Raw genomic sequence first — 24437 nt, forward strand, 5'->3', positions numbered from 1 at the left:
CATGACCGACACCCCGACCCGTCGGCGCCTTCCGTTGCCGGACCGCGTCAAGAAGCTGCCGGCCTGGTCCGCACTGGTGGCAGGCACGCTCGTCGGCGGTCTGCTCGGCGGCGCCTACGGCGTGCTCACGCCCCCGTCGTACACGGCCACCAGTTACGTCGTCGCCGTGCCGACCGGGCAGTCGACACCGGACGCCGCCCGCGGATTCGCCCAGGCCTACGGGCGGGTGGCCACCCAGCTCGCGGTACTCGGCGACGCACAGGTGTGGGCCGGGGTACCGCTGCGCACGCTGCGGGAGAGCGTGCGCACGGCGACCTCGCCGGACGCGCCGATGGTCTCCGTCACGGCCACCGCCGCGCGGCCCGAGCAGGCCGTCGACATGGCCAACGCGGTCTCGCGCGCGCTGACCCGGCACGCGGAGGACACCAAGGGCAGCACCCAGGTGCGGCTGGTGCAGTTCTCGCGTGCGGTGAAGCCGGCCGGGCCGGCGTCCGTGTCGTCGGCGGTGACCGCCCTGGTGGGTGCGAGCGGGGGCGGGCTGCTCGGCGGCCTTGCCCTGCTCGCGCGGCCGAGGCGGGCCGGCCGGGACGACGATCCGGTGCCCGCCGCCTCCGTGCCGGGGCCGGCCACCGCCGCCGATGTGCCGCGGTGACGGCGGTGCGTCCGGCCGGTGCGGCCGCCGTCCTAGCGGCCGCGCGACCACCAGTCGAAGCGGAGGCAGATCTTGCCGCCGAGCCAGTGCTCCACCCAGCGGCCCAGGTCCAGCGACGAGCAGTTCTCCGGGGGCAGTTCCCCGGCCGGCGCGGACGGTGCCGGGGTGACCTCCGGGGTGCCGGGGTCCTCGTCGTGGGTGCGGCCGTGCAGCACGCTCCTGTAGACGCGGGAGGAGTCCGGGTTGTCGTCGCACTGCCACACCCCGTGCGGGCAGTAGTCGGTCACCGTGTTGTAGAGCGGCCGGTGCTTGTCCATCCAGGCCAGCATGCGCCGCATGTACTCGGGATTGTCGCCGTTGCGGAAGAGCCCCCACTCCGGATAGGAGACGGGCTTGTCGTGGGCCTTGGCGAAATCGACGTGCGCCTGGAGACCGTAGGGCTCCTTCACCTGCTCGTCGAACGAACGCCCGGCGGGCTGGTCGTAGGAATCCATGCCGACGATGTCGACCGTGTCGTCCCCCGGGTAGCACGCCGTCCAGGGGACGGCGTCCCGGCCCCGGCTCGGTGTGAAGTCGAACCTGAACCGCTGGCCCGGCACCGCGCGCATGGTGGTCACGATGCGGTTCCAGTACTTCTTCCAGGCGGCCGGGTCGGGGCCGCACCGGTGGGTGTAGGTGACGCCGTTCATCTCCCAGCCGAGCACCAGGATCGTGTCCGGCACCTTCAGCCTCACGAGCCGCTCGGCCAGCGCCCGGAAGTGGTGGTCGAACTCCCCGGCCGCGCCCCTGCGCAGGAGCTGCCGGACCTCGCCGTCGGAGACGCCCTCCTCGTTGCGCTCCTGCATGGGGACGTTGAGGACGAGCATCCGGTCGTCCCGGGCGTTGCGCCAGCGCGCCCACGCCTCGAGGAACCGGATGTCGCCCTCGATGTCGCTCCAGCGGTTACCGGGCAGGTAGGTGTGGCCGACGCGCAGCTCCGCACCGCCCAGCCAGCGGCTGAACTGCTCCATGCGGGCCACGCCGCGTTCGTCGGAGGCGAGGAAGGCGCCGAAGGCCGGCACTCCCCGGCCCGGCACCGGGAGGGGCGGGGCGGTGAGCGACGGCAGGTCGATGACCGGGGGCTTGGGGAGGGTGGGCCTCGGAATGGTGGGCGTCGGGACGGCCGGCGTGACCGCGGGGTGCGGTGGGGCAGGCAGCGCGGCGCCGGAACCGTCGGCCCGCACCGCCCCCGCGCCCGCCGCGGGACCGGCCGCGAGGGCAGCCGAGACGACGACCACCGCCGCGCCCACGGCCATTCCGCGGGCCCGGGCCCGCCTGTGCTGTGCGGCCATTGGCTGCTCCTCTTCTCGCTCGTCCGCCTTCTGCCTGAAGCACCATTTTTGACGAACAGTCATATGAAGTCAGTCATAGGAAGACCGACGGTGCCACCGTCACTGCGGCTTTCGAGTGCCGTTCTGACCCGTGTGGGTGAGCCGGCGCCAGAAGAAAGTGAGAATGCGTGTCACTGCTTGACACCCGTGTCCCCGCCGTCATCGTGCGGATCGACCGGAATCCCTTCCACCACGGAACGCTGGGGGCCGTCCGGTCGCTCGGCCGGGCCGGTGTGGAGGTGCACGTCGTCGCCGACTGCGCCGGAAGTCCCGTGCGCCGGTCGCGCTACGTGCGCCGCATCCATCCCCCGCCGCGCCCGGGAGCGTCCGCGGACGAGATCCACTCCGTGCTGCGCCGCGTGGCCGGGGAGGTCGGGCGCCCGGCCGTCCTGATCCCGATGGACGACGCGACCGCGATCGCCGCGGGGCGCCTGCGCGTCGAGCTCGCACCGTCCTACCTGCTGCCCGCGACGCCGGCCACGCTGCCCGGACGCGTCGCCGACAAGGCCGAACTGGCCGGACTGTGCGCCGCCACCGGGATCCCGCACCCGCGCACGCTCGTCCCGGACAGCCCCGCCCGGGCCGCCGACGACGCGGCGCGGCTCGGACTGCCGCTGGTGGCGAAGTGGAGCCGGCCCTGGCTGCTGCCGCCCGGCAGCGGACTGCGCAGCACGCAACTGGTGCACTCCGTGGCCGAGGCCCGGGAGCTGTACGCGCGTACCGCGGAGGCGGGCAGCCCGCTGCTGCTCCAGGCGTACCTGCCGCCGGGAGAGGACCGGGACTGGTTCTTCCACGGCTACGCCGACCGCTCGGGCACGGTCCGTGCGGGCGGCCCCGGCCGCAAGCGGCTGTCCTGGCCGCGGGGCGCGGGGCTGACCGCGGTGGGCCACTGGGCACCCAACGCCGAAGTGTGCGCGCTCGCCGAACGGCTCACCGGCGAGCTCGGCTACCGCGGCGTCTTCGACCTCGACTTCCGCCGGTGCGGCACCACGGGCCGCTACCACCTCCTCGACTTCAACCCGCGCCCCGGCGCCCAGTTCCGGCTCTTCGCGGACAGCGCGGGACTGGACGTCGTACGCGCCCTGCACCTGGATCTGACCGGCCGTCCGCTGCCGGACGGGGACCCGGTGGCCGGGCGGTCGTTCGTGGTGGAGAACTACGCGCCGTTTGCCGCGCTGCGCACGGCGCCCGGCGGACGCGAACTGGCCTGGTACGCCAGGGACGACCGCGTCCCCGGATGGGCGATGTGGGCGCTGTGGGCCCGCCATGTGTCCGGCCGGCTGCGCCGGCGGCTGGGCACGACGGCTCCGGTACCGGCGCCGCGTCCGATCCCCGGGGCGGCCACGCCCTCCCCGGACTCCTTTGCCGACAACGAGAAAGCGAGCAGCTGATGATGTACGACCTTCTGGTGGTGGGCGCGGGTCCGTACGGTCTGTCGATCGCGTCCCACGCCGCGGCCGCCGGACTGAACCTGCGTGTGTTCGGCCGGCCCATGGCGTCCTGGCGGGACCACATGCCCGCCGGCATGTTCCTGAAGTCGGAGCCGTGGGCGTCCAACCTCTCCGACCCGGCCGGACGCTGGCGGCTGGACGCGTACTGCGCCGAGCAGGGCATGACGGCGCGTCACGCCCAGCCGATCCCGGTGGAGGCGTTCGCCTCGTACGGCCTGTGGTTCGCCCGCAACGCCGTGCCGCCGGTGGACGAGCGCACGATCACGCGGGTGTCGTCCGGCCCCGACGGCTTCACCGCGGTCACCGAGGACGGCGAGGCGCTGCACGCGCGGACGGTGGCGCTGGCGATCGGCGTGATGCCGTTCATCGAGGTGCCGGCCGCCCTGCGCGGACTGCACCCCACGCTGGTGACGCACAGCAGCCACCACAGCGACCTGGGCCACTTGCAGGGCAAGGACGTCACGGTGATCGGCGGCGGCCAGGCGGCCCTGGAGACGGCGGCGCTCCTCGCCGAACAGGGCACACGGGTGCGGGTACTGGCGCGGGCCGAGCGGCTGCGGTGGAACGACGTCCCGCCGGCCTGGGAGCGTTCCTGGTGGCAGTCGGTCCGCTCGCCGCACAGCGGCCTCGGTCCCGGATGGCGGAACTGGTTCTACTCGGAGCGCCCCGGCCTGTTCCGGCGGCTGCCGGAGGCGACGCGTTCGCGGATCGCGGCCACGGCGCTGGGCCCGGCCGGCGCGTGGTGGGTGCGGGAGCGTGTGGAGCGGGCGGTGGACCTGCTGCCGGGCCACGAGGTGACCGCGGCCGCCGCGGTGCCGGGCGGACTGCGGCTGGACCTGACGGACCGCGCCGGCGCCCGGCGCAGTCTGGAGACCGAACACGTCATCGCCGCCACGGGCTTCAAGGCGCACCGTGACCGGCTCGGGCTGCTCTCCGCGGAGTTGCGCGGGACGCTCGCCGCGCTGCCCGACGGCTCCCCGGCGCTCGGTCACACCTTCGAGTCCTCGCACCCGGGTCTGTTCTTCGCCGGGCTGGTGACCGCGTCCGGTTTCGGACCGGCGATGCGCTTCGTGCACGGCGCCACGTTCACGGCGTCGACACTGGTCCAGGGGGTGCGCCGGCGGCTCGGGGCGACCCCGGTGCGCGGCACGGTTCCCGTGCCGGGGAGCGCCCACCGCAGCGGGACGCCGGCGCCGGTGCGCGGCTGAGCGGGGAGCACGACGCAACGTCCCCCGGACCTGGTAGGTCCGGGGGACGTTTCCGCTGGAGGGGGCGGGTGCCGGGCGGGGCGGGTCCGGCACCCGTCGAGGGCTACCGGCGGGCGGGACGGCCGCGGCGGTACAGCATCGCACCGCCCGTGAGCAGCACGGCTCCGGCGGCCGATGCGGCCATCAGGCCGTCGGTGCCGGTCTCCGCCAGATGCGGCGGGTTCCCGGGCTCCTCCTCGGCGGGCGGCTCCTCCTCGCGGGTCGGAGGCGTCTTCACCTTGGCGGGAGGCTCGGGCTTCTCCTTGTCCTTCTCCTTTTCCTTCTCCTTCTCCCTGTGGCCCGTCTCGTTGACGCACGTGTTGCCGCTGGCGTCGTTGAACAGGCCGACGAGGTTGACGCTGTTGCCGCACGCGTTCAGCGACAGGTCGATGGGCGCCTGGATGAGGTTCCCGGACAGCACGCCGGGCGAGCCCTTGGCGGCGCCCACCGCGTGCGCGCCGCCGCTCTCGGCGTGCGAGGCACCCGACGCCGGCTCCCCGTGGGAGGAGTGCGCCGAGCGGTCCGCGGACTTCCCGTCGGCGTCGGAGCCGTGCGAGCCGTGCGAGATGTTGGCGCAGGTGTTGTCGGTCGCGCTGTTGAGCGCCGCGGCACCGTTGACGGAGTTGCCGCAGGCGTTCACCGGAGCGTGGACCGGTGCCTGCACGTTGTTCCCGGAGATCACACCGGGCGAACCCTTGGTGCCGCCGACCGCGTGGGCGCCGCCCGCGGATTCACCGTGCTTGTCACCGGACGTGCCGGAGCTGTTGACGCACGTGTTGTCGGACGCCTCGTTCAGGGCGCCGAACGCGGTGACGGTGTTGCCACAGGCGTTCACCGGCACGTGGACCGGTGCCTGCACGTTGTTCCCGGACAGCACACCGGGAGAATCCTCGGCACCGCCCCCCGCGAACGAGTCGGCGAGGGCGGGGGTTCCGTACAGGGACAGAATGCCCGTGGCGGCGGCGGCCGCCGCGAACACTCCCCTGCTCAGATTCTGTCGCAATGTGGTTGTCTTCCTGCTTGAAGAGTTGGGAGCGGCCACGCGTTCTGGCCCTCCGCTGCCGCATGGCCTACTCCCTCATCAACCCGACTCGGCGGAATCGGTTGCGCAGGTTCACCCGGTTGGCCCGATCCGCGGGCCGGCGCCGGGGCGCCACGGGGCGGGTCGTCAGGACACCACGTCCTTGCGCACGAACCCGCGGAACGCCAGCGCGAACAGCACGAGTGCGTACGTCACGGAGACCGCCGCGCCCTGGATCATGCCGGACCACTCCGGGCTCGGCTGGACGGCGTCCGCCCACGCGAACTGCCAGTGCGCGGGCAGGAAGTGACGCCAGTCGCCCAGGGCGGTGACGGCGTCCAGCACGTTGCCGACGATGGTCAGGCCGACCGCGCCGCCGACCGCGCCCAGCGGGGCGTCGGTGCGGGTGGACAGCCAGAACGCGAGCCCGGCGGTGACGAGCTGCGACACGAAGAGGTACGCCACCACCACGACGAGCCGCTGCGCCGCCGTCCCCGGGTCCAGCGCGCCGCCGGTGGGGATCTGCAGCGGGCCCCAGCCGTAGGCGACCGTGCCGACGGCGAGCGCCACCACCGGGAGCAGCACCATCGCGGCGAGGCTCAGCCCCAGTCCCACGACCAGCTTGGACCACAGCAGCCGCATCCGGGGCACGGGCGCGGCGAGCAGATAGCGCAGGGAGGACCAGCCTGCCTCCGAGGCGACCGTGTCCCCGCAGAACAGGGCCACGGGGATGACGAGGAGGAAGCCCGCCGACACGAACAGGTTCACGGCGGCGAAGTTGGCGCCGGACGCGGTGGCCGTGTCCATCAGGTTCACCCGGCCGCCCGGGCGGTCGGGCTCCCCGCCGATGGCGAAGGCGATCACCAGCACGAACGGCAGGAGGGCGAGGATCGCGCCCATGACGAGGGTGCGGCGGCGCTTCAGCTGGCGGACCAGCTCCACCCGCAGCGGCAGGGTGCGGCCCGCGCGGTAGCCGTCGGCGACCTCGACGGGCCGGGCGGACTCGTTCCGCTCGGTGAGCGTGCTCATGCGGAACCTCCGATCAGGGTGAGGAAGGCGTCCTCGAGGCGGCGGTGCGGGCCGACCGATGCCACGGGCACCTCCAGCCGGACCAGTTCGGCGACCAGGCGCGGGGCGGTGCCGTCGGCGTCGAGCCGGACCAGCAGCCCTTCGTCGGTGCGGACGGCCGAGGCGACGCCCGGCAGCGCGGCGATCTTCTCGGCGACCGGCTCGTCCACGGGGGTCACGGTGCCGACGAGCAGGGTGTCGCCGGAGCCGATGATCTCGTGCACGGGGCCGGCCTGGACGAGCCGCCCGCGGTCCATGACGACGAGGTGGGTGCAGGACTGTTCGACCTCGGACAGCAGGTGGCTGGAGACGATCACCGTACGGCCGGCCGCGGCGTACCGGATCATCACCTCGCGCATCTCGCGGATCTGCGGCGGGTCGAGGCCGTTGGTCGGCTCGTCCAGGATGAGCAGGTCCGGGAGGCCGAGCATGGCCTGGGCGATGGCGAGGCGCTGGCGCATGCCCTGCGAGTAGGTGCGCACCGCGCGGGCGAGGGCGTCGCCGAGGCCGGCGATCTCCAGGGCCTCGGCGAGGTGCGCGTCCCCGGGCGGGCGGCCGGTGGCCCGCCAGTACAGCTCCAGGTTCTCCCGGCCGGACAGGTGCGGCAGGAAGCCCGCGCCCTCGACGAACGCGCCGACCCGGGACAGCACCGGGGCACCGGGGCGGACGGCGTGGCCGAAGACGCGGACCTCGCCGTCGTCGGGCCTGATGAGACCCATGAGCATGCGCAGGGTGGTGGTCTTGCCCGCGCCGTTCGGGCCGAGGAGGCCGAGCACCTGGCCCTTCTCGACGCGGAAGGACAGGTCCCGCACCGCGTACCGGTCGGAGGAACGGGCGTAGCGCTTGCTCAGGCCGGTGATCTGGAGCGGGACGTCGGCCAGTGCCGGGTCGGGAGCCGGGGCGGTGGTGCGGCGACGGCCGGTCAGCAGCAGCGCGAGGGCGATCAGGGCGCCCGTGACCGGCAGCCAGACCACCCAGGCGGGCAGGGGGGCGGCGGCGGTGCTCACGCCCGGCGCGGTGGGCACGGTGAGGTCGCTCTTCAGGGACACGGTGTACGTCGCCGGGGCGGCCGGTGAGGCGTAGCCGAGGTCGGTGGAGGCGAGGACGAGGCGCAGGCGGTGCCCCTTCCGGACCTCGTGGTCGATGACGGGGAGGGTGAGGGTCACGTCCTTGCCGGACCGGGCGCCCTCGACGCGGACCGGCGCGACCAGCTGCGAGGGCAGCACCTGCGAGCGGCCGTCCGGGCCGACGTCGTACACCTTGCCGAACAGGACGGCGTCGTCGCTGGTGGACCTCACCCGCACGGTGACGGTCGGCGATCCGGTGATGCGCAGGTCGCCGGTGACCGGGGCGGACTCGTAGCGGGCGTGCTGGCCGGGGAAGTCCACGGAGATCCCGACGCCGAGCGAGGACAGCTGGGCGAGTCCGCCGGAGCCGCCGAGGCCGGGCAGGCCGGAGACGGCGGGCGGGTTGGCGCCGGCCGGGTTGGCGAAGCTCTGTTCGCGTCCGGTGAGAGGGAGGGACCGGGGGCCGTTCGCCAGTCCCGGGTAGGTGTCGGCGCTCGCGCCGTTCAGCACGGCCCGGCCGTCGGTGGAGTCGACGCCCCCGGTGCGGGTGACGCGGAAGGCGGGGCCGGTGTCGGCGTTCTTCTCGCCCTTCAGGTGACGGTCGAACCAGGCTCCCACGCGCTTCTCCACGCGACGGGTCTCCATGTCGCCGCCGTCGTGTCCGCCCGCGATCCAGTCGACGTCGACCGGGGCGCCGTTGGCGCGGATCGCGCGCGCGGCGGCGTCGGCCTGGCCGAGCGGGAAGAGGGAGTCCGACTGGCCCTGCACCAGGAGGGTGGGCACGTCGATGCGGTCGGCGACGGCGGACGGCGAACGCGCCTTCAGGAGCTCGCGCGCCTCGGCGTCCGGGACGCCCGACTCGGCGACGCGTTCGTACATCTCGCACAGCGCGGGCTCGAACCTCCCGCAGCCGCCGCCGGAGGTGACGAAGACGCCGGCCCACAGCTTCTTGAACACGCCGTTCGGGAAGAGCGCGTCGGCGAGGTCGAAGTAGGTGATCGCCGGGGCGATGGCGTCGACCCGGTCGTCGTACCCGGCGCCGAGCAGGGCGATGGCGCCGCCGTAGGAGCCGCCGGCCATGCCCACGCGCGGGTCGCCGTCCCCGTCGAGCCGCACCTCGGGCCGGTCCGCCAGCCAGTCGATCAGCCGGGACACGTCGGCGACCTCGCCCTCCGGGTCGTTCAGCCCGATCCTCCCGGTGGACCTGCCGAAGCCGCGGGCGGACCAGGTGAGGACGGCGTATCCGTCGCGCGCGAGGTCCTCGGCCTGCTGCCGCACGTCGTCCTTGCTGCCGCCGAAGCCGTGCCCGAGCAGGACGGCGGGCCGGCGGCCGCCGGGTCCGGCGGTGAAGTAGGAGGTGTCGATCCGCACCCCGTCACCCATCGCCACGACCCGGTCGGCGCGGCGGACCGCGGGTACGTCGTCCGAGGCGACGGCGGTCCAGGTACCGGCACCGGCACCGGCGAGCACGACGACGGCGGCCGCGGCGGCGGTGAGCCGTCGCGGCCGCCGTGACCGCAGCCACCGCGATCCGGGCAGTCGAAGATCCATGCGTCAACGGTACGGGGTCGGCCCGTCGTCCAGGTGCCGACCGGAGACCGAACCGTGGCACCTCCGTCAGGCGTACGCGGGCACCGCCGCGTACCGCGTCCGTGGTACGCGGCGGTGCGTGGGCGTCCCGTTCAGTGGTTGCGCGGGAAGCCCAGGTCGACGCCGGCCGGGGCGTCCGCCGGGTCGGGCCAGCGGGTGGTGACGACCTTGCCGCGGGTGTAGAAGTGCGTGCCGTCGTTGCCGTAGATGTGGTGGTCGCCGAAGAGGGAGTCCTTCCAGCCACCGAAGGAGTGGTAGCCGACGGGGACCGGGATCGGCACGTTCACGCCGACCATGCCGGCTTCGACCTCCAGCTGGAAGCGGCGGGCCGCGCCGCCGTCCCGGGTGAAGATCGCGGTGCCGTTGCCGAAGGGGGAGGCGTTGACGATGTCGAGGGCCTCCTCGTAGGTCTCCGTGCGCAGCACGCACAGGACGGGGCCGAAGATCTCGTCCTGGTAGGCCTTGGCGGACGTCGGCACCTTGTCGAGGAGCGAGATGCCGATCCAGTGGCCGTTCTCGTGGCCGTCCACCGTGTAGCCGGTGCCGTCCAGGACGACCTCGGCGCCCTCGTCCGCCGCGCCGGCCACGTACGAGGCCACCTTGTCACGGTGGGCCCTGGTGATCAGCGGGCCCATCTCGGAGGCCGGGTCGCTGCCGGGGCCGATCTGGATCTTCTCGGCGCGCTCGCGGATCTTCTCCACCAGTGTGTCGCCGATCGCGCCGACGGCGACGACCGCGGAGATCGCCATGCAGCGCTCGCCGGCCGAGCCGTAGGCCGCGGAGACGGCCGCGTCGGCCGCCGCGTCGAGGTCGGCGTCGGGGAGGACCAGCATGTGGTTCTTGGCGCCGCCGAGGGCCTGGACGCGCTTGCCGTTCGCGGAGGCGGTGGTGTGGATGTAGCGGGCGATCGGGGTGGAGCCGACGAAGGAGACGGCCTTGACGTCGGGGTGCTCCAGGAGGCGGTCGACGGCCACCTTGTCGCCGTGGACGACGTTGAAGACGCCGTCGGGCAGTCCGGCCTCCGCCAGCAGCTCGGCGATGCGGACGGAGGCGGAGGGGTCCTTCTCGCTCGGCTTCAGCACGAACGTGTTGCCGCAGGCGATGGCGAGGGGGAACATCCACATCGGCACCATCGCCGGGAAGTTGAACGGCGTGATGCCCGCGACCACGCCCAGCGGCTGGCGGATCGACGCGACGTCGACGCGGGTGGCGACCTGCGTGGACAGCTCGCCCTTGAGCTGCACGCTGATGCCGCAGGCCAGGTCGACGATCTCCAGGCCACGCGCGACCTCACCGAGGGCGTCGGAGTGCACCTTGCCGTGCTCGGCGGTGATCAGCTCGGCGATCTCGTCGCGGTGGGCGTCGAGCAGCGCCCGGAACGCGAAGAGAATGGAGGTGCGGGCGGCCAGCGAGGACTGGCCCCAGCTCAGGTACGCCTCCTTGGCGGCGGCGACCGCGGCGTCCACCTCCTCGACCGAGGCGAACGCGACCTTCGTGGTGACCTCGCCGGTCGCCGGGTCGGTGACCGGCCCGTAGTTCCCCGAGGCGCCTTCGGCGGTCCTGCCGCCGATCCAGTGGTTGACGATCTTCGTCATGACCCAGAACTCCTTCGCAGATGGCGGCGTCGGGTGGAGACGTGCCGTTCGTGCAGCTCATGCGCTCCGGCCGCGGACGCGCGTGACGCGGCCCGGGCCATGCCTCCATCCCACCAGGCCCCACGCCCCGGACGGGCCCGACACTGTGTCGGCCGTTCGGGTCGGAGAGTGGACACATGGGACCTCGGCGATGTCGGCGGAACCTCCGGCGCGGGGCCGCGGCGGGCGGGGAGTCGTCGCTCGCACTTCGCTCCTGCCAAAGCGAAGCGGTCTCCCGCGCCGGAGGCGATCGGTGGGGCCCCGGGGACGGCGCCCCCGGGAACGTACGGACAGGGAGGACGTACGGCTCGGTCGCACGACGGTCGTACGCCATCGTGGTGCCTTCACTCGTACGGCTCTCCCCGGTTTCTAGCCCCGGGTGCGAAGCCCTGTCAATGTTTTGTCCGGACATTCGGACGAAAACATGCAAGTCTTTTCCGGATCCCGTTGTGGACCAATGACCTGTGCAAGGTCCTTGCCCGCGAGGGCTACGCGGGTGAGCGCCTGACCGTGATGTTCGGCGGGCCGCACCAGTCGCTGCCGAGCTTGCGCGCCGGGGTACGCCCGGGCGACGTGATCCATCCCGTCCGGGTCTTCCGCAGACGGATGTGGGTGCTCGGGGCGATGGAGGTGGGGCGCGTCCTGGACCACGACACCGTCGGCGAGGAACTGCCGATGGAGGACCACCTCCGGCTCATCCGCTGGAAGCCGCCGAAGGCGGGCTGCGTCAGCGAGGTCGTCGTCGGGCCGCCCGGCAGCCCGCTCACCTTCGAGCGCCCCGTTCCGCCCGGCCTGCCGGCCCGGCTCACCTACCGGTCACGGCGGGGCGAGCGGCAGGTCAAGCACGTGGTGGACGGCGAACTGCGCAGCGCGGTGAGCGTGCACGGCATCTACCGGCCGGCCCCGGAGTCCGCCGCCGAACTGAAGGAGCTGGTGCGGGAGTCGCACACCGCGTGACACCGCCCGGCGTCAGGGAACGAGGCGAAAGTCAATGCGCCCCGCCGATGAGCCGGTGTGCGCCTGTGCGTCACTCCTGTCACAAAAGCTCCCGTGCTGTCACGGACGTCACGCCCGCGCGGGCCTTCCGTCACATCCGGCGCACAGCCCCTGCCCTGCCGTCGGCCGGTCTCGTTCACCGGTCACAACGCATGCCTGATCACCAGCGCCGCACCCGGCTCCCCCTGACGGCCGCCCCCGGCCGCCTCCGCGGTGCGCGCGGGGAGGAAAAGCCATGACCGACCGACGGCTGTGGTCCTACAAGGACATCGCGGCACACATCAAGGTGCAGCCGGACACCGTGCGTTCCTACCGGAAGCACGGTCTGCTGCCTCCGCCGGACCATGTGGAGGGCGGCAAGCCCTACTGGTACGCCGACACCGTCCGCACCTGGGTCGCCGCCCGCCCGGGCAACCGGGGCCGCAGAGCCGACTAGGACCTGTCCGGCCGCACAGGAGCAGCCGTGCCCCGCCCGGTGGGCGGGGCACGGCTGCTCGTCCGTGGGTCCGGCCGCGCTCAGCTCCAGGGTTCGACGACCGTCACGCCCGCGCCCGGGGCTGTCCCCAGGGCGGCCAGGGCCGCGGGGGCGGCGTCCAGCCCGATCGTGGACGTCACAAGCAGGTCGGGGCGGAGCACGCCCGCGCGGACCAGTTCCAGCATCGGCGGGTAGGAGTGCGCGGCCATGCCGTGGCTGCCGAGCAGTTCCAGTTCCAGCGCGATGGCGCGGGCCATGGGGACGGGTGTGGTGCCCGTCGGTGAGGGCAGCAGGCCGACCTGGACGTGACGGCCCCGGCGGCGCAGGCCGCCCACCGAGGCGGCACAGGTGGCGGGCGCGCCGAGGGCATCCAGCGAGAGGTGGGCGCCCCCGCCGGTGAGGTCGCGGACCGCCTCGGCCGGGTCGCGCACGGCGGAGGCGTCCACGCACTCCGCCGCGCCGAACCGCCGCGCCAGGCCGAGCGCTGCGGGTGACACGTCGACGGCGACCACGCGCGCGCCGGCCGCCGCCGCGATCATGACGGCGGACAGTCCCACGCCGCCGCAGCCGTGCACGGCGACCCACTCCCCCGCCGCCACCCGGCCCTGCTGCACCACCGCCCGGTAGGCCGTGGCGAAGCGGCAGCCGAGGGAGGCGGCCGTCGCGAAGGACATCCCGTGGGGGACCGCGACCAGGTTCACGTCGGCGTGGTCGAGAGCCACATAGTGGGCGAAGGAACCCCAGTGCGTGAAGCCGGGCTGGGTCTGCCGCTCGCACACCTGCTGGTCGCCGGCAGCGCAGGCGGGGCAGGAACCGCAGGCGCAGACGAACGGGACGGTGACCCGGTCCCCGGCACGCCAGCCCGTGACCCGCGCGCCGACCGCTTCGACGACGCCGGCGAGTTCGTGGCCGGGGACGTGCGGGAGCGTGATGTCCGGGTCGTGGCCCTGCCAGCCGTGCCAGTCGCTGCGGCACAGGCCGGTGGCCTCGACGCGGACCACGACTCCGTGCTCCGCGGGCTCCGGGTCCGCCACCTCCCGCACCGCGGCCGGTTCCCCGTACCGCTCGAACACCACCGCCCGCATATCTGGTCCCGCCTTCCGGTGATCGTCGCTTCCGGCGAACGCTATCCCCGGGCCTCCACCGTGTCGCGGGCGCCCTCCGTCCGACTCGCGTGGCCGGTGGCGGAGCCGGCCGCTGTCTCCGCGGCCTCGGCCGGTGGCCGCACCGGCTCCCCCTCGCTCAGCCCGAACCGCTCGTGGAACCTGCGCAGCGGGCGCGGGGCCCACCAGGTCGCGCGGCCGGTCAGGCGCATGACCGAGGGGACCAGGAGGCTGCGGACGATCATCGCGTCCATGAGGACCGCCAGCGCGATGCCCAGGCCCAGCATCTTGGTGTTGGTCACACGCGAGGTGCCGATCGCGACCATGACCACCGCGAGGATGACCGCCGCCGCGGTGATCAGCCCTCCCGTGCGCCGCAGACCCAGCCGCACCGCCTGCTCGTGGTCGCCGCCGTGGTCGTGCTCCTCCTTGATGCGGGAGAGCAGGAACACGCCGTAGTCCATGGAGAGCCCGAAGGCCACGCAGAACATCAGGACCGGGAGCGTGGTCTCGATCGAGCCGGTGGTGGTGAAGCCGAGCAGGCCGGAGAGGTGACCGTCCTGGAAGACCCAGACCACGGCGCCGAACATCGCCGTGAGGCTGAGGGCGTTGAGCACCACCGCCTGCACCGGTATCAGCACGCTGCCGGTGAGCAGGAAGACCAGGAGCAGGGTGACGACCACGATGAAGACGGCCGCCGCGGGGATGCGCTCGCCGAGGGCGTCCTTGGAGTCGACCAGCACGGCCGCCGCACCGGTCACGCTGGTGTCGAACGGGGCGTCCAGCGCGCGGAGATCGCCCACCAGCCGCTGGGCGGGATCGTCGACCGCCTCCCCCTCGGGCAGCACGGTGAAGTAGGCCGTGTCGCCCTTCACCAGGGGTCCGTCGACCCGCACCACCTCGGGCAGGGCCGCGACGCGCTCCTTGTAGGCGGCGTACTGGGCCCGGGTCGCGGGGCCCTCGGCGAGGACGTCGAGGCCACCGCCGGGGCTGCCCGGGAAGCCCTCCCGGATGTGCTGCTGCACCGTGTGCGACTCGGCGGTGGAGGGCAGCTGGCGGTCGTCCGCGGTGCCGAACCTCACGCCGAGGAAGGGCAGCCCCAGCAGCACCAGCACGGCCGTGGTGCCGAGCGCGAAGAACGGGGCGCGGCGCATCACCAGCGTGGCCGCCCGGCCCCAGGCGGCGCCCTCCTCGTCGGGCCGCTTGCCGGGCCGCCCGCGCCGCAGCAGTGTGCGCAGGTCGAGGGAGTTCACCCGGTGGCCGAGCAGCACCAGGGCGGCGGGGAGCAGGATCAGGGCGGCCGCCGCGGCCAGCAGCACCACGGCGATACCGGCGTAGGCGAAGGAGCGCAGGAAGTACTGCGGGAAGAGCAGCATCGCCGCCAGGGACACCGCGACGGTGAGGGCGGAGAACAGCACCGTGCGGCCGGCGGTGCGCAGGGTGGTGCCGACGGCCGTCAGCGGTTCGGCGCCGGTGGACAGCTCCTCGCGGAAGCGGCGGACGACGAAGAGCGCGTAGTCGATCGCCAGGCCGAGTCCGAGGGCGGTGGTGAGGTTCATCGCGAAGACCGAGACGTCGGTGAACTCGGTCAGTCCGCGCAGCACCGCGTTGGTGCCGAGGATGGCGACGATGCCGATGCCGAGCGGCAGCAGGGCCGCGACGGCGCTGCCGAAGACCATCACCAGCAGCACGAGCGTCACGGGCAGGGCGATCAGCTCGGCCCGCAGCAGGTCCTCCTGGATGATCGTCTGCATCTCGTGCCGCACGGCGACCGGGCCGCCGACCTTGACCTCCACGACGCCCCGTTCGCCACGGAAGGACGGTGCGATGCGGTCCAGCGTCCTGCCCATGGCGGTCTCGTCACCCGTGAGGCGGGCGGCGATCAGCGCCTCGTGCCCGTCCTCGGCGCGCAGGGCGGGTGACCGCGACTGCCAGTAGGAGCCGACGCCGGTGACGCCCCGCTCGCCGGCCAGGCGCCCGGCGAGTCGCCGGGCCTCGGCGGCGACGGCCGGATCGTCGACCGAGGCGTCCCCCGCGTCCACCAGCAGCAGGAGGTTGGGCTGGGCCTCGGGGAACTCGCGCTCGAGCGCCTGGGTCGCATAGCTGGACTCGGCGTCCGGGTCCTCCCACCCGCCGCTGCCCATGCGGTCGGCGACGCCGCTTCCGGCCAGGACGGCGAGCACGGTGAGCACCAGGGCCGCCAGCAGGGCGAGGCGGGGCCGGGCGGTCACGAAGCGGGTCCAGCCCCCGACGCGCGGCCCCTCGTTGACTTCGGTCATCCTGCGGTGTCCCCTTCACCGTGGACCATGCCGCGCGCACCGGGACACCCGGGGCACGCGGCATGGCTGTGCCATTGCCGTAGACTGGCAAACACGAGAGATCGCTCGCGTTTCACAAGAATGCGAGTGGCCGCTCGCGTTTGTCAATCGCGTGCCGAGAGCTGGGGATAACGCGTGCCCGACAAGACCGAGAAGTCCGGGAAGCAGCAGGTGGCGGACGAGCGGCCGGTCCGCAGGCAGGCGCGCGGCGAACGCCGTATCGCGCAGCTGCTCGATGCCGCCGCCTCCGTCTTCTGCACGACCGGCTACACGGCCGCCAGCACCAACGCCATCGCCCGCGAGGCGGGCGTCTCACCGGGCACGCTGTACCAGTTCTTCCCGAACAAGGAAGCGATCGCCATCGAGCTGGGCAGCAGGCTCATGCACCGGATGCGGGAGACGTACGGCGAGGCGCTGGCACCGCCGGACCCCGCCACCCCGCTGGAGGAGGCCGTCACGGCGGCCGTCGACCGGTTCATCGACTTCAACTGCCGCAATCCGGTCTTCTTCGCGCTGATGCACGGCCCGGACATCCCCGGCCGCATGGCCGAGGAGCACGACGCCCTGCACGCCACCCTGATCACCAGGGTCGAGACGCTGCTCACCCCGTTCGTGCCCGGGATGCCCGCCGCCGAGGTCCACCGCGTCGCCCAGGTCTGCGTGGGGATCTACAAGGCCGGCCTGGAACTGGTCCTCGCCCACGAGGGCGCCGAGCGCGAGGCGTACGTCCAGGAGCTGAAGAACGTGCTCGTCCGGTATCTCGGCGCGCTCGTCGTGGATTAATACCCCCTAGGGGTATATCCTGGAGCAGGTGGCCCCCCGTGGGCCCCAGCGATCCCGCCCCACCCCTGCGTCCCGACGAGGAGTAACGACATGACCTCCCAGACCGACACCCAAGGTTCCGTCACCACCGTCTACAAGGTGAGCGGGATGAGCTGCGGGCACTGCGAGGGCGCCGTCTCCGGCGAGATCTCCGCGCTCCCCGGAGTCAGCTCGGTGAAGGCCGTCGCCTCCTCCGGCGAGGTGACCGTCGTCTCCGCCGCCCCGCTCGACGAGGAGGCCGTGCGCGCCGCCGTCGACGAGGCCGGCTTCGAGCTCGCCGGTACGGTCTGAGCACCCGGCGGAACCACCGCGCGGCGTGAACCGGGCCGTTCCGGCCACCCGTTCCGTGCGGCCCGGCCGCCGCCCGTCACCGGATCCCGGACGTCCCTGGAGTACGGACATGACCAGCACCACCGCCCCCGAGGCACCGGCCGCCGAGCAGCCGGCGGCCTCCGAGGTCGAGCTGCTCATCGGCGGGATGACCTGCGCCTCCTGCGCGGCCCGCGTCGAGAAGAAGCTCAACCGCATGGACGGCGTGACCGCCACGGTGAACTACGCGACGGAGAAGGCCCGGATCACCTACCCGCCGGGCGTCGAGGTCGCCGACCTGATCAGCACGGTGGTGCGCACCGGGTACACCGCCGAGGAGCCCGCGCCCCCGCGGGACGAGGGCGCCGGTACGCCCGCCGCGGAGGCCGACCCCGAACTGGCCGCCCTGCGCCGGCGGCTGACCGTCTCCGCGCTGCTCGCCCTGCCGGTCGTCCTGCTGGCGATGGTCCCGCCCCTGCAGTTCGACAACTGGCAGTGGCTCTCGCTCACCCTGGCCGCACCCGTCGTGGTCTGGGGCGCCGCCCCGTTCCACCGGGCCGCCTGGACCAACCTCCGGCACGGCGCGGCCACGATGGACACCCTGGTCTCCGTCGGCACCCTCGCCGCGTTCGGCTGGTCCCTGTGGGCGCTGTTCCTCGGCGACGCGGGCATGCCGGGCATGCGCCACCCCTTCGAGCTCACCGTCTCGCGCGCCGACGGCGCCTCCACCATCTACCTGGAGGTCGCGGCGGGCGTCACCGCCTTCATCCTGCTCGGCCGCTACCTGGAGGCCCGCTCCAAGCGGCGCGCGGGGGCGGCCCTGCGGGCACTGATGGAGCTGGGCGCCAAGGACGTGGCCGTGCTCCGGGACGGGCGCGAGGTGCGGATCCCGGCGGACCGGCTGGCCGTGGGCGACCGGTTCGTGGTGCGCCCCGGGGAGAAGATCGCCACCGACGGCACGGTGGTGGAGGGCACCTCCGCGGTGGACGCCTCCATGCTGACCGGCGAGTCCGTGCCGGTCGACGTCACCGTGGGCGACACCGTCACCGGCGCCACGGTCAACGCGGGCGGCCGGCTCGTCGTCGAGGCCACCCGGATCGGCTCCGACACCCGGCTCGCGCGGATGGCGCGGCTGGTGGAGGAGGCGCAGAACGGCAAGGCGCAGGTGCAGCGCCTCGCCGACCGGATCTCCGGGGTCTTCGTCCCCGTGGTGCTGCTGATCGCGGTCGCCACCTTCGGCGGGTGGCTCGGCGCGACCGGCGACACGGTCGCCGCGTTCACCGCCGCCGTCGCCGTGCTGATCATCGCGTGCCCGTGCGCCCTCGGACTCGCCACGCCGACCGCGCTGATGGTGGGCACCGGGCGTGGCGCCCAGCTCGGCATCCTCATCAAGGGCCCCGAGGTCCTGGAGTCCACCCGCCGCGTGGACACGGTCGTCCTGGACAAGACCGGCACGGTCACCACCGGACGGATGTCCCTGCAGGAGGTGTACACCGCCGAGGGCACGGACGAGCGGCGGCTGCTGCGGCTCGCGGGCGCTCTGGAGCACGCCTCCGAGCACCCCGTCGCCCGGGCGATCGCAGCGGGGGCCGAGGAACGTGCGGGCGCGCTGCCGGGGGCCGACCACTTCGAGAACGTCCCCGGGCGGGGCGTGCGCGGGCGCGTGGAGGGCCACGAGGTCGCTGTGGGACGCCTCTTCGACGAGGTGCCGCCGGAGCTGGACCGGGCGCGGGAGGAGGCCGAGCGCGCGGGCCGTACGGCCGTGGTGGCCGGCTGGGACGGCGTGGCACGCGGTGTTCTCGCCGTCGCCGACGCCGTGAAGGAGACCAGCGCGGAGGCGGTGCGCGACCTGCGTGCGCTGGGGCTCACGCCGGTGCTGCTGACCGGCGACAACAGGACCGTGGCCGAGGCGGTGGCGCGGACCGTGGGCATCGACCAGGTGATCGCCGAGGTGTTGCCCGAGGACAAGGCGGACGTCGTGCGCCGGCTGCAGAAGGAGGGGCGCAGCGTCGCCATGGTCGGCGACGGCGTCAACGACGCGGCCGCACTGGCCGTCGCTGATCTGGGTCTCGCGATGGGGACCGGCACGGACGCGGCGATCGAGGCGGGCGACCTGACCCTGGTCCGCGGCGACCTGCGGGTGGCGGCGGACGCGATACGGCTGTCCCGCCGGACCCTGGCCACCATCAAGGGCAATCTCGTCTGGGCCTTCGGCTACAACGTCGCCGCGCTGCCGCTGGCCGCCGCCGGACTGCTGAACCCCATGATCGCCGGTGCCGCCATGGCCTTCTCCTCGGTGTTCGTGGTGACGAACAGCCTGCGACTGCGGGCGTTTCATTGAGATCTCGAGTTGGGGTGCACCCCTGGAGTCCGGTACGACCCTCACATAAGCTCTTCACAACGCTCACGCATCTTCTCTACGCTTGAGTCCTGTGAGCGGTTTGCGGACTCTTGCGCAGCTTGAAGACATATGCAAGAGACGCAGATCACAGTGATCTGAACGTAACCATCGAAGGGGTTCGAAGGTCTAAGTTGGCGATGTCGGGCAGCGTCTTGGGGGGCGCATCCTGACATCTGGGGATGTCTTGGGGGACTTTCCCAGAGATTGCGTTGCCGGGACACGTACCAGCGGGAAGCTTTGAGCGGCCCTCCCGACCGTGCGCTGTCCCGGCAGACCGCACACCGACGAGTACGGCGGGTTCAGGTCCGTCCGTACTCACACAGCGATTCAGGCGCTGTCCTCACAGGCGCCCGGCCGGATCCCGTGGGGGGAATCCGCACCGGGACATGGAAGGCGCCCTGGTTCGTCGGCCCGTGGGGGGACCGGCGGCCGGGGCGCCTTTTCCATACGCGCGTTCGGTTCCGCACGCGTGTTCTCGACGACGAAGCCCCGCACACAGCCGTCGGCGTGTACGGGGCCCGATGCGTTCGCGGCTCGGAGCGGCGGTCAGCGCTCCTCGACCGGGATGAAGTCGCGCTCGACGACACCCGTGTAGATCTGGCGCGGGCGGCCGATGCGGGAGCCCGGCTCCTTGATCATCTCGTGCCACTGGGCGATCCAGCCGGGCAGGCGGCCGAGGGCGAACAGGACCGTGAACATCTCGGTCGGGAAGCCCATGGCCCGGTAGATCAGGCCGGTGTAGAAGTCGACGTTCGGGTAGAGGCTGCGCGAGACGAAGTAGTCGTCGGAGAGCGCGTGCTCCTCCAGCTTCAGCGCGATGTCCAGCAGCTCGTCGGACTTGCCGAGGGCGGACAGCACGTCGTGCGCGGCGGCCTTGATGATCTTGGCGCGCGGGTCGAAGTTCTTGTAGACCCGGTGGCCGAAGCCCATCAGCCGGACGCCGTCCTCCTTGTTCTTCACCTTGCGGATGAAGGAGTCGACGTCGCCGCCGGCGTCGCGGATGCCCTCCAGCATCTCCAGCACCGACTGGTTGGCACCGCCGTGCAGCGGGCCCCACAGGGCGTTGATGCCGGCGGAGATCGAGGCGAACATGTTCGCCTGGGAGGAGCCGACCAGGCGGACGGTGGAGGTCGAGCAGTTCTGCTCGTGGTCCGCGTGCAGGATCAGCAGCTTGTCGAGGGCGGAGACGACGGTCGGGTCGAGCTCGTACTCCTGCGCGGGGACCGAGAACGTCATGCGCAGGAAGTTCTCGACGTAGCCGAGGTCGTTGCGCGGGTAGACGAACGGGTGACCGACCGACTTCTTGTAGGCATAGGCCGCGATCGTCGGGAGCTTGGCGAGCAGGCGGATGGTGGAGAGGTTGCGCTGCTGCTCGTCGAACGGGTTGTGGCTGTCCTGGTAGAAGGTGGACAGCGCCGAGACGACCGACGACAGCATGGCCATCGGGTGGGCGTCGCGCGGGAAGCCCCGGTAGAAGTTCTTGACGTCCTCGTGCAGCAGGGTGTGCTGCGTGATCTCGTCCTTGAACCCCGCAAGCTGGTCGACGGTCGGCAGCTCGCCGTTGATCAGCAGGTAGGCGACCTCCAGGAAGGTGGAGCGCTCGGCCAGCTGCTCGATCGGGTAGCCGCGGTACCGGAGGATGCCGGCCTCGCCGTCGAGATAGGTGACCGCGGATTTATAGGCGGCGGTGTTGCCGTAGCCGCTGTCCAGCGTCACCAGACCGGTCTGGGCGCGGAGCTTTCCGATGTCGAAGCCCTTGTCACCGACGGTGCTGTCGATCACCGGGTAGGTGTACTCGCTGCCGTCGTACCGCAGTACTACAGAGTTGTCGCTCACGTCTTCCCTCACCGACGTTGTGCCTCATCTTCGAGGTGCCCTGACTGTCTCTACCATCCCCCACTCGGCTCAGGAGAGTGCACTCGGGGTCGACCATCGGGCCTATTGGCGGCACTGAGTGCCGCCAACTTGCCCATCCTGCCCCCTGTGTTCTCCATCCGGAAGGCCTCTGTGACCTTCGTGACTCATTTGATCGATCATTTTTTGGTGACGGACCGTTCACAACGGTGCGTCACGCCCCTGAGAGGCGGGAACCGGCGAGGCGGAAGTCCAGCGCCGTACACCGGCGGCCCGCCGACACGGTGCGCACCGCCTGCCCGATCGCCTTGCGGGAGCCGACGAGGACGACCAGCCGCTTCGCCCGGGTGACCGCCGTGTAGAGCAGGTTGCGCTGGAGCATCATCCAGGCGCCCGTGGTAACGGGGATGACGACCGCCGGGTACTCGCTGCCCTGGGAACGGTGGATGGTGACGGCGTAGGCGTGCGCCAGCTCGTCCAGCTCGTCGAAGTCGTACGGCACCTCCTCGTCCTCGTCGGTCAGTACCGTCAGGCGCTGGTCGACCGGGTCGAGCGAGGTGACCACGCCCACGGTGCCGTTGAAGACTCCGTTCTCCCCCTTCTCGTAATTGTTGCGGATCTGGGTGACCTTGTCGCCGACGCGGAAGACCCGGCCGCCGAACCGCTTCTCGGCGAGATCGGGGCGGCCGGGGGTGATCGCCTGCTGGAGCAGCCCGTTGAGCGTGCCCGCACCGGCCGGACCGCGGTGCATCGGGGCGAGCACCTGCACGTCACGGCGCGGGTCGAGGCCGAACTTCGCCGGGATGCGGCGCGCCGCGACGTCGACGGTGAGGCGGCCGGCCTCCTCGGTGTCGTCCTCGACGAAGAGGAAGAAGTCCTTCATGCCGTCGGTGACGGGGTGCTGCCCGGCGTTGATCCGGTGGGCGTTGGTCACCACACCGGACTGCTGGGCCTGGCGGAACACGCGGGTGAGCCGGACCGCCGGGACGGGGCCACCGGCGGCGAGCAGGTCCCTCAGCACCTCCCCCGCGCCTACGCTGGGCAGCTGGTCGACGTCGCCGACGAAGAGCAGGTGAGCGCCCGGCGGCACCGCCTTGACCAGCTTGTTCGCGAGGAGCAGGTCCAGCATGGACGCCTCGTCGACCACCACCAGGTCGGCGTCGAGCGGGCGGTCCCGGTCGTAGGCGGCGTCGCCGCCGGGCTTGAGCTCCAGCAGGCGGTGGACGGTGGAGGCCTCGGCGCCGGTCAGCTCGGCGAGCCGCTTGGCGGCGCGGCCGGTGGGGGCGGCGAGCACCACCTTGGCCTTCTTGGCACGGGCCAGCTCCACGACGGACCGCACGGTGAACGACTTGCCGCACCCCGGTCCGCCGGTGAGGACGGCGACCCTCTCGGTGAGCGCGAGCCGGACGGCCGCCTCCTGTTCGGGGGCGAGGTCCGTGCCCGTACGTCCCTTCAGCCAGCCGAGCGCCTTGTCCCAGGCCACGTCCCGGAAGGCCGGCATCCGGTCCTCGTCGGTGCGGAGCAGGCGCTGCAGCTGGGCGGAGAGGGCGACCTCGGCGCGGTGGAAGGGGACGAGGTAGACGGCGGTGACGGGGTCGCCGCCCTGGGGGTCGGGGACCTTCTCGCGGACGACGCCGGGGTCCTCCCCGGGGTCCTCCGGCTCGGCGGCGAGCTGGGCGAGGCACTCGATCACCAGTCCGGTGTCCACCTGGAGCAGCTTGACCGCGTCGGCGATCAGCTTCTCCTCGGGGAGGTAGCAGTGCCCCTGGTCGGTGGCCTGCGACAGCGCGTACTGCAGTCCGGCCTTCACGCGGTCGGGGCTGTCGTGCGGGATGCCGACGGACTGGGCGATCTTGTCGGCGGTGAGGAAGCCGATGCCCCAGACGTCGGCGGCGAGCCGGTACGGCTGGTTCTTCACGACGGAGATGGAGGCGTCGCCGTACTTCTTGTAGATGCGCACGGCGATGGAGGTGGACACCTCGACGGTCTGGAGGAAGAGCATGACCTCCTTGATCGCCTTCTGCTCCTCCCAGGCGTCGGCGATCTTCCTCGTCCGCTTGGGGCCGAGACCGGGGACCTCGATGAGCCGTTTCGGCTCCTCCTCGATGATCGTGAGGGTGTCGGTGCCGAAGTGCTGCGTGATGCGGTCGGCGAAGACCGGGCCGATGCCCTTGACCAGGCCGGAGCCCAGGTAGCGGCGGATGCCCTGCACCGTGGCGGGCAGGACGGTCGTGTAGTTCTCGACGTGGAACTGCTTCCCGTACTGCGGGTGCGACCCCCAGCGTCCCTCCATCCGCAGGGACTCCCCCACCTGGGCCCCGAGCAGCGCGCCGACGACGGTGAGCAGATCGCCGGCGCCGCGGCCGGTGTCGACCCGGGCGACCGTGTAGCCGTTCTCCTCGTTGGCGTACGTGATGCGCTCCAGCACGCCTTCGAGCGTGGCGAGTCGGCGTTCGCCGGGGGCCGCGGATGGCTGGTTGGACATGATCCGACGGTACCGGTGCGGTGTGACAGAGGGGCGCGGTCAGCGCTGCTCGTCCGGACGCGGGTGCGCGGGGCGGTGGTGTTCGGTGAGGGCGGTGAGCAGGCGGGTGAGTTCGGCCCCTTCGCCGGGGGTCAGGGGGGCGAGGAGTTCGCGCTGCGCGTCGTCGATGAGCGCGTCCAGGCGGTCGAGGCGGCGGCGGCCGGCGGGGGTGAGGGTGATGACGTTGCGGCGGCGGTCGGCGGGGTCGGGGTCGCGGCGGACGCACGCGGCGTCCGCCAGTTCGTTGAGGACGGCGACCATGTCGCTGCGGTAGATGCCGGTGCGGCGGCTGAGTTCGGCCTGGCTGGCGGCGCCGGCCTCGGCGAGCGTGACCAGCACGGCGAAGTGCCACTTGTGGGCGCCCTCGGCGGCCAGGCGCTCATTGACGAGCCGGTCGGCGACGAGCGCGGCCCCGGACAGCAGACGGCTGGGGATGGCGCGCAGCCGGGCCGGGGCGGGCTCGGGGGTCGGGCTCACAAGGTTCCTCCACATCTTGTGTTAGTGACACTAACAGTCTACCTTCATTAGTGACACG

At 72.6% G+C, this 24437-nt stretch carries 18 protein-coding genes and 1 pseudogene; 8 read left to right on the forward strand and 11 right to left on the reverse strand.

What is annotated here, in order from left to right; all coding sequences use genetic code 11:
• Nucleotide 1: 1 nt before the first annotated feature.
• Nucleotides 2-652: a YveK family protein gene (locus tag BU52_RS17920; RefSeq protein ID WP_037935420.1), complete on the forward strand. Its 651-nt coding sequence runs from the start codon at nucleotides 2-4 to the stop codon at nucleotides 650-652.
• Between the two features lie 32 nt (nucleotides 653-684).
• On the opposite strand, the gene BU52_RS17925 is transcribed toward BU52_RS17920, so the two are convergent.
• The gene (locus BU52_RS17925; RefSeq protein WP_037935422.1) at nucleotides 685-1983 is read right to left on the reverse strand and encodes a glycoside hydrolase family 26 protein; all 1299 of its coding nucleotides are present in this window, start codon (nucleotides 1981-1983) and stop codon (nucleotides 685-687) included.
• Between the two features lie 167 nt (nucleotides 1984-2150).
• Here BU52_RS17925 and BU52_RS17930 point away from each other — a divergent pair, with 167 nt between their 5' ends.
• Both BU52_RS17930 and BU52_RS17935 read left to right on the forward strand, forming a co-directional pair.
• The gene (locus BU52_RS17930) at nucleotides 2151-3413 is read left to right on the forward strand and encodes a carboxylate--amine ligase (protein ID WP_037935426.1); all 1263 of its coding nucleotides are present in this window, start codon (nucleotides 2151-2153) and stop codon (nucleotides 3411-3413) included.
• Nucleotides 3414-3415: 2 nt separating this feature from the next.
• Nucleotides 3416-4681 carry an NAD(P)-binding domain-containing protein gene (locus BU52_RS17935; RefSeq protein ID WP_037935535.1) on the forward strand — a complete coding sequence of 422 codons (1266 nt, stop codon included), beginning with the start codon at nucleotides 3416-3418 and terminating at the stop codon, nucleotides 4679-4681.
• A 103-nt stretch (nucleotides 4682-4784) separates the two neighbouring features.
• Here BU52_RS17935 and BU52_RS36985 read toward each other — a convergent pair whose 3' ends face one another.
• From BU52_RS36985 to BU52_RS36405, 5 genes and pseudogenes are all read right to left on the reverse strand, one after another.
• A complete protein-coding gene (locus tag BU52_RS36985) occupies nucleotides 4785-5723 on the reverse strand; it encodes a chaplin (protein WP_037935428.1) in 939 nt (312 codons plus the stop codon).
• Nucleotides 5724-5888: 165 nt separating this feature from the next.
• The gene (locus tag BU52_RS17945; RefSeq protein ID WP_037935430.1) at nucleotides 5889-6770 is read right to left on the reverse strand and encodes an ABC transporter permease; all 882 of its coding nucleotides are present in this window, start codon (nucleotides 6768-6770) and stop codon (nucleotides 5889-5891) included.
• Entirely contained in the window at nucleotides 6767-9427 is a 2661-nt protein-coding gene (locus tag BU52_RS17950) for an alpha/beta fold hydrolase (RefSeq protein ID WP_037935434.1), read from the reverse strand. Before BU52_RS17950 ends, BU52_RS17945 begins: the two co-directional genes overlap by 4 nt.
• Before the next feature lie 131 nt (nucleotides 9428-9558).
• Nucleotides 9559-11061, reverse strand: coding sequence for a CoA-acylating methylmalonate-semialdehyde dehydrogenase (mmsA, locus tag BU52_RS17955; protein WP_037935435.1), 1503 nt, complete (start codon nucleotides 11059-11061; stop codon nucleotides 9559-9561).
• 197 nt (nucleotides 11062-11258) lie between these two features.
• A pseudogene (locus BU52_RS36405) lies at nucleotides 11259-11351 on the reverse strand (5-deoxy-glucuronate isomerase); the annotation flags it as partial.
• Between the two features lie 196 nt (nucleotides 11352-11547).
• On the opposite strand from BU52_RS36405, the gene BU52_RS17960 reads away from it, so the two are divergent.
• Both BU52_RS17960 and BU52_RS17965 read left to right on the forward strand, forming a co-directional pair.
• Complete coding sequence (locus BU52_RS17960; RefSeq protein ID WP_235216368.1) at nucleotides 11548-12057, forward strand: hypothetical protein; 510 nt, start codon at nucleotides 11548-11550, stop codon at nucleotides 12055-12057.
• A 274-nt stretch (nucleotides 12058-12331) separates the two neighbouring features.
• Nucleotides 12332-12532: a helix-turn-helix transcriptional regulator gene (locus BU52_RS17965; protein ID WP_037935437.1), complete on the forward strand. Its 201-nt coding sequence runs from the start codon at nucleotides 12332-12334 to the stop codon at nucleotides 12530-12532.
• 80 nt (nucleotides 12533-12612) lie between these two features.
• Here the strand turns inward: BU52_RS17965 and BU52_RS17970 are convergent, their stop codons facing one another.
• Together BU52_RS17970 and BU52_RS17975 are read right to left on the reverse strand one after the other, a co-directional pair.
• Entirely contained in the window at nucleotides 12613-13656 is a 1044-nt protein-coding gene (locus tag BU52_RS17970) for a zinc-dependent alcohol dehydrogenase family protein (protein WP_037935441.1), read from the reverse strand.
• Between the two features lie 41 nt (nucleotides 13657-13697).
• Nucleotides 13698-15953 carry an MMPL family transporter gene (locus BU52_RS17975; protein WP_037935446.1) on the reverse strand — a complete coding sequence of 752 codons (2256 nt, stop codon included), beginning with the start codon at nucleotides 15951-15953 and terminating at the stop codon, nucleotides 13698-13700.
• 174 nt (nucleotides 15954-16127) lie between these two features.
• On the opposite strand from BU52_RS17975, the gene BU52_RS17980 reads away from it, so the two are divergent.
• The 3 genes from BU52_RS17980 to BU52_RS17990 all read left to right on the forward strand — a co-directional run bounded on the left by BU52_RS17980 (nucleotide 16128) and on the right by BU52_RS17990 (nucleotide 19464).
• Nucleotides 16128-16775, forward strand: coding sequence for a TetR family transcriptional regulator (locus tag BU52_RS17980; protein WP_037935448.1), 648 nt, complete (start codon nucleotides 16128-16130; stop codon nucleotides 16773-16775).
• A 90-nt stretch (nucleotides 16776-16865) separates the two neighbouring features.
• A complete protein-coding gene (locus BU52_RS17985) occupies nucleotides 16866-17105 on the forward strand; it encodes a heavy-metal-associated domain-containing protein (RefSeq protein WP_037935449.1) in 240 nt (79 codons plus the stop codon).
• A 109-nt stretch (nucleotides 17106-17214) separates the two neighbouring features.
• Nucleotides 17215-19464 carry a heavy metal translocating P-type ATPase gene (locus BU52_RS17990; RefSeq protein WP_037935450.1) on the forward strand — a complete coding sequence of 750 codons (2250 nt, stop codon included), beginning with the start codon at nucleotides 17215-17217 and terminating at the stop codon, nucleotides 19462-19464.
• Nucleotides 19465-20070: 606 nt separating this feature from the next.
• Here BU52_RS17990 and BU52_RS17995 read toward each other — a convergent pair.
• The 3 genes from BU52_RS17995 to BU52_RS18005 all read right to left on the reverse strand — a co-directional run bounded on the left by BU52_RS17995 (nucleotide 20071) and on the right by BU52_RS18005 (nucleotide 24394).
• Nucleotides 20071-21360, reverse strand: coding sequence for a citrate synthase (locus BU52_RS17995; protein WP_037935451.1), 1290 nt, complete (start codon nucleotides 21358-21360; stop codon nucleotides 20071-20073).
• A gap of 232 nt (nucleotides 21361-21592) precedes the next feature.
• Nucleotides 21593-23863, reverse strand: coding sequence for an SF1B family DNA helicase RecD2 (gene recD2, locus BU52_RS18000; protein ID WP_037935454.1), 2271 nt, complete (start codon nucleotides 23861-23863; stop codon nucleotides 21593-21595).
• 39 nt (nucleotides 23864-23902) lie between these two features.
• Nucleotides 23903-24394, reverse strand: coding sequence for a MarR family winged helix-turn-helix transcriptional regulator (locus BU52_RS18005; protein WP_051858335.1), 492 nt, complete (start codon nucleotides 24392-24394; stop codon nucleotides 23903-23905).
• Nucleotides 24395-24437 lie beyond the last annotated feature (43 nt).

It is taken from the genome of Streptomyces toyocaensis (genome assembly GCF_000725125.1).
GTDB lineage: Bacteria > Actinomycetota > Actinomycetes > Streptomycetales > Streptomycetaceae > Streptomyces > Streptomyces toyocaensis.

Bases quoted from the DNA above. Each gene is read 5' to 3' on its own strand.
- BU52_RS17950 (WP_037935434.1), bottom strand. From the start codon at position 9,427: ATGGATCTTCGACTGCCCGGATCGCGGTGGCTGCGGTCACGGCGGCCG.
- BU52_RS17935 (WP_037935535.1), top strand. From the start codon at position 3,416: ATGTACGACCTTCTGGTGGTGGGCGCGGGTCCGTACGGTCTGTCGATC.
- BU52_RS17970 (WP_037935441.1), bottom strand. From the start codon at position 13,656: ATGCGGGCGGTGGTGTTCGAGCGGTACGGGGAACCGGCCGCGGTGCGG.
- BU52_RS17985 (WP_037935449.1), top strand. From the start codon at position 16,866: ATGACCTCCCAGACCGACACCCAAGGTTCCGTCACCACCGTCTACAAG.
- BU52_RS17925 (WP_037935422.1), bottom strand. From the start codon at position 1,983: ATGGCCGCACAGCACAGGCGGGCCCGGGCCCGCGGAATGGCCGTGGGC.
- BU52_RS17965 (WP_037935437.1), top strand. From the start codon at position 12,332: ATGACCGACCGACGGCTGTGGTCCTACAAGGACATCGCGGCACACATC.
- BU52_RS17920 (WP_037935420.1), top strand. From the start codon at position 2: ATGACCGACACCCCGACCCGTCGGCGCCTTCCGTTGCCGGACCGCGTC.
- mmsA (WP_037935435.1), bottom strand. From the start codon at position 11,061: ATGACGAAGATCGTCAACCACTGGATCGGCGGCAGGACCGCCGAAGGC.
- BU52_RS17975 (WP_037935446.1), bottom strand. From the start codon at position 15,953: ATGACCGAAGTCAACGAGGGGCCGCGCGTCGGGGGCTGGACCCGCTTC.
- BU52_RS17945 (WP_037935430.1), bottom strand. From the start codon at position 6,770: ATGAGCACGCTCACCGAGCGGAACGAGTCCGCCCGGCCCGTCGAGGTC.
- recD2 (WP_037935454.1), bottom strand. From the start codon at position 23,863: ATGTCCAACCAGCCATCCGCGGCCCCCGGCGAACGCCGACTCGCCACG.
- BU52_RS17990 (WP_037935450.1), top strand. From the start codon at position 17,215: ATGACCAGCACCACCGCCCCCGAGGCACCGGCCGCCGAGCAGCCGGCG.
- BU52_RS18005 (WP_051858335.1), bottom strand. From the start codon at position 24,394: ATGTGGAGGAACCTTGTGAGCCCGACCCCCGAGCCCGCCCCGGCCCGG.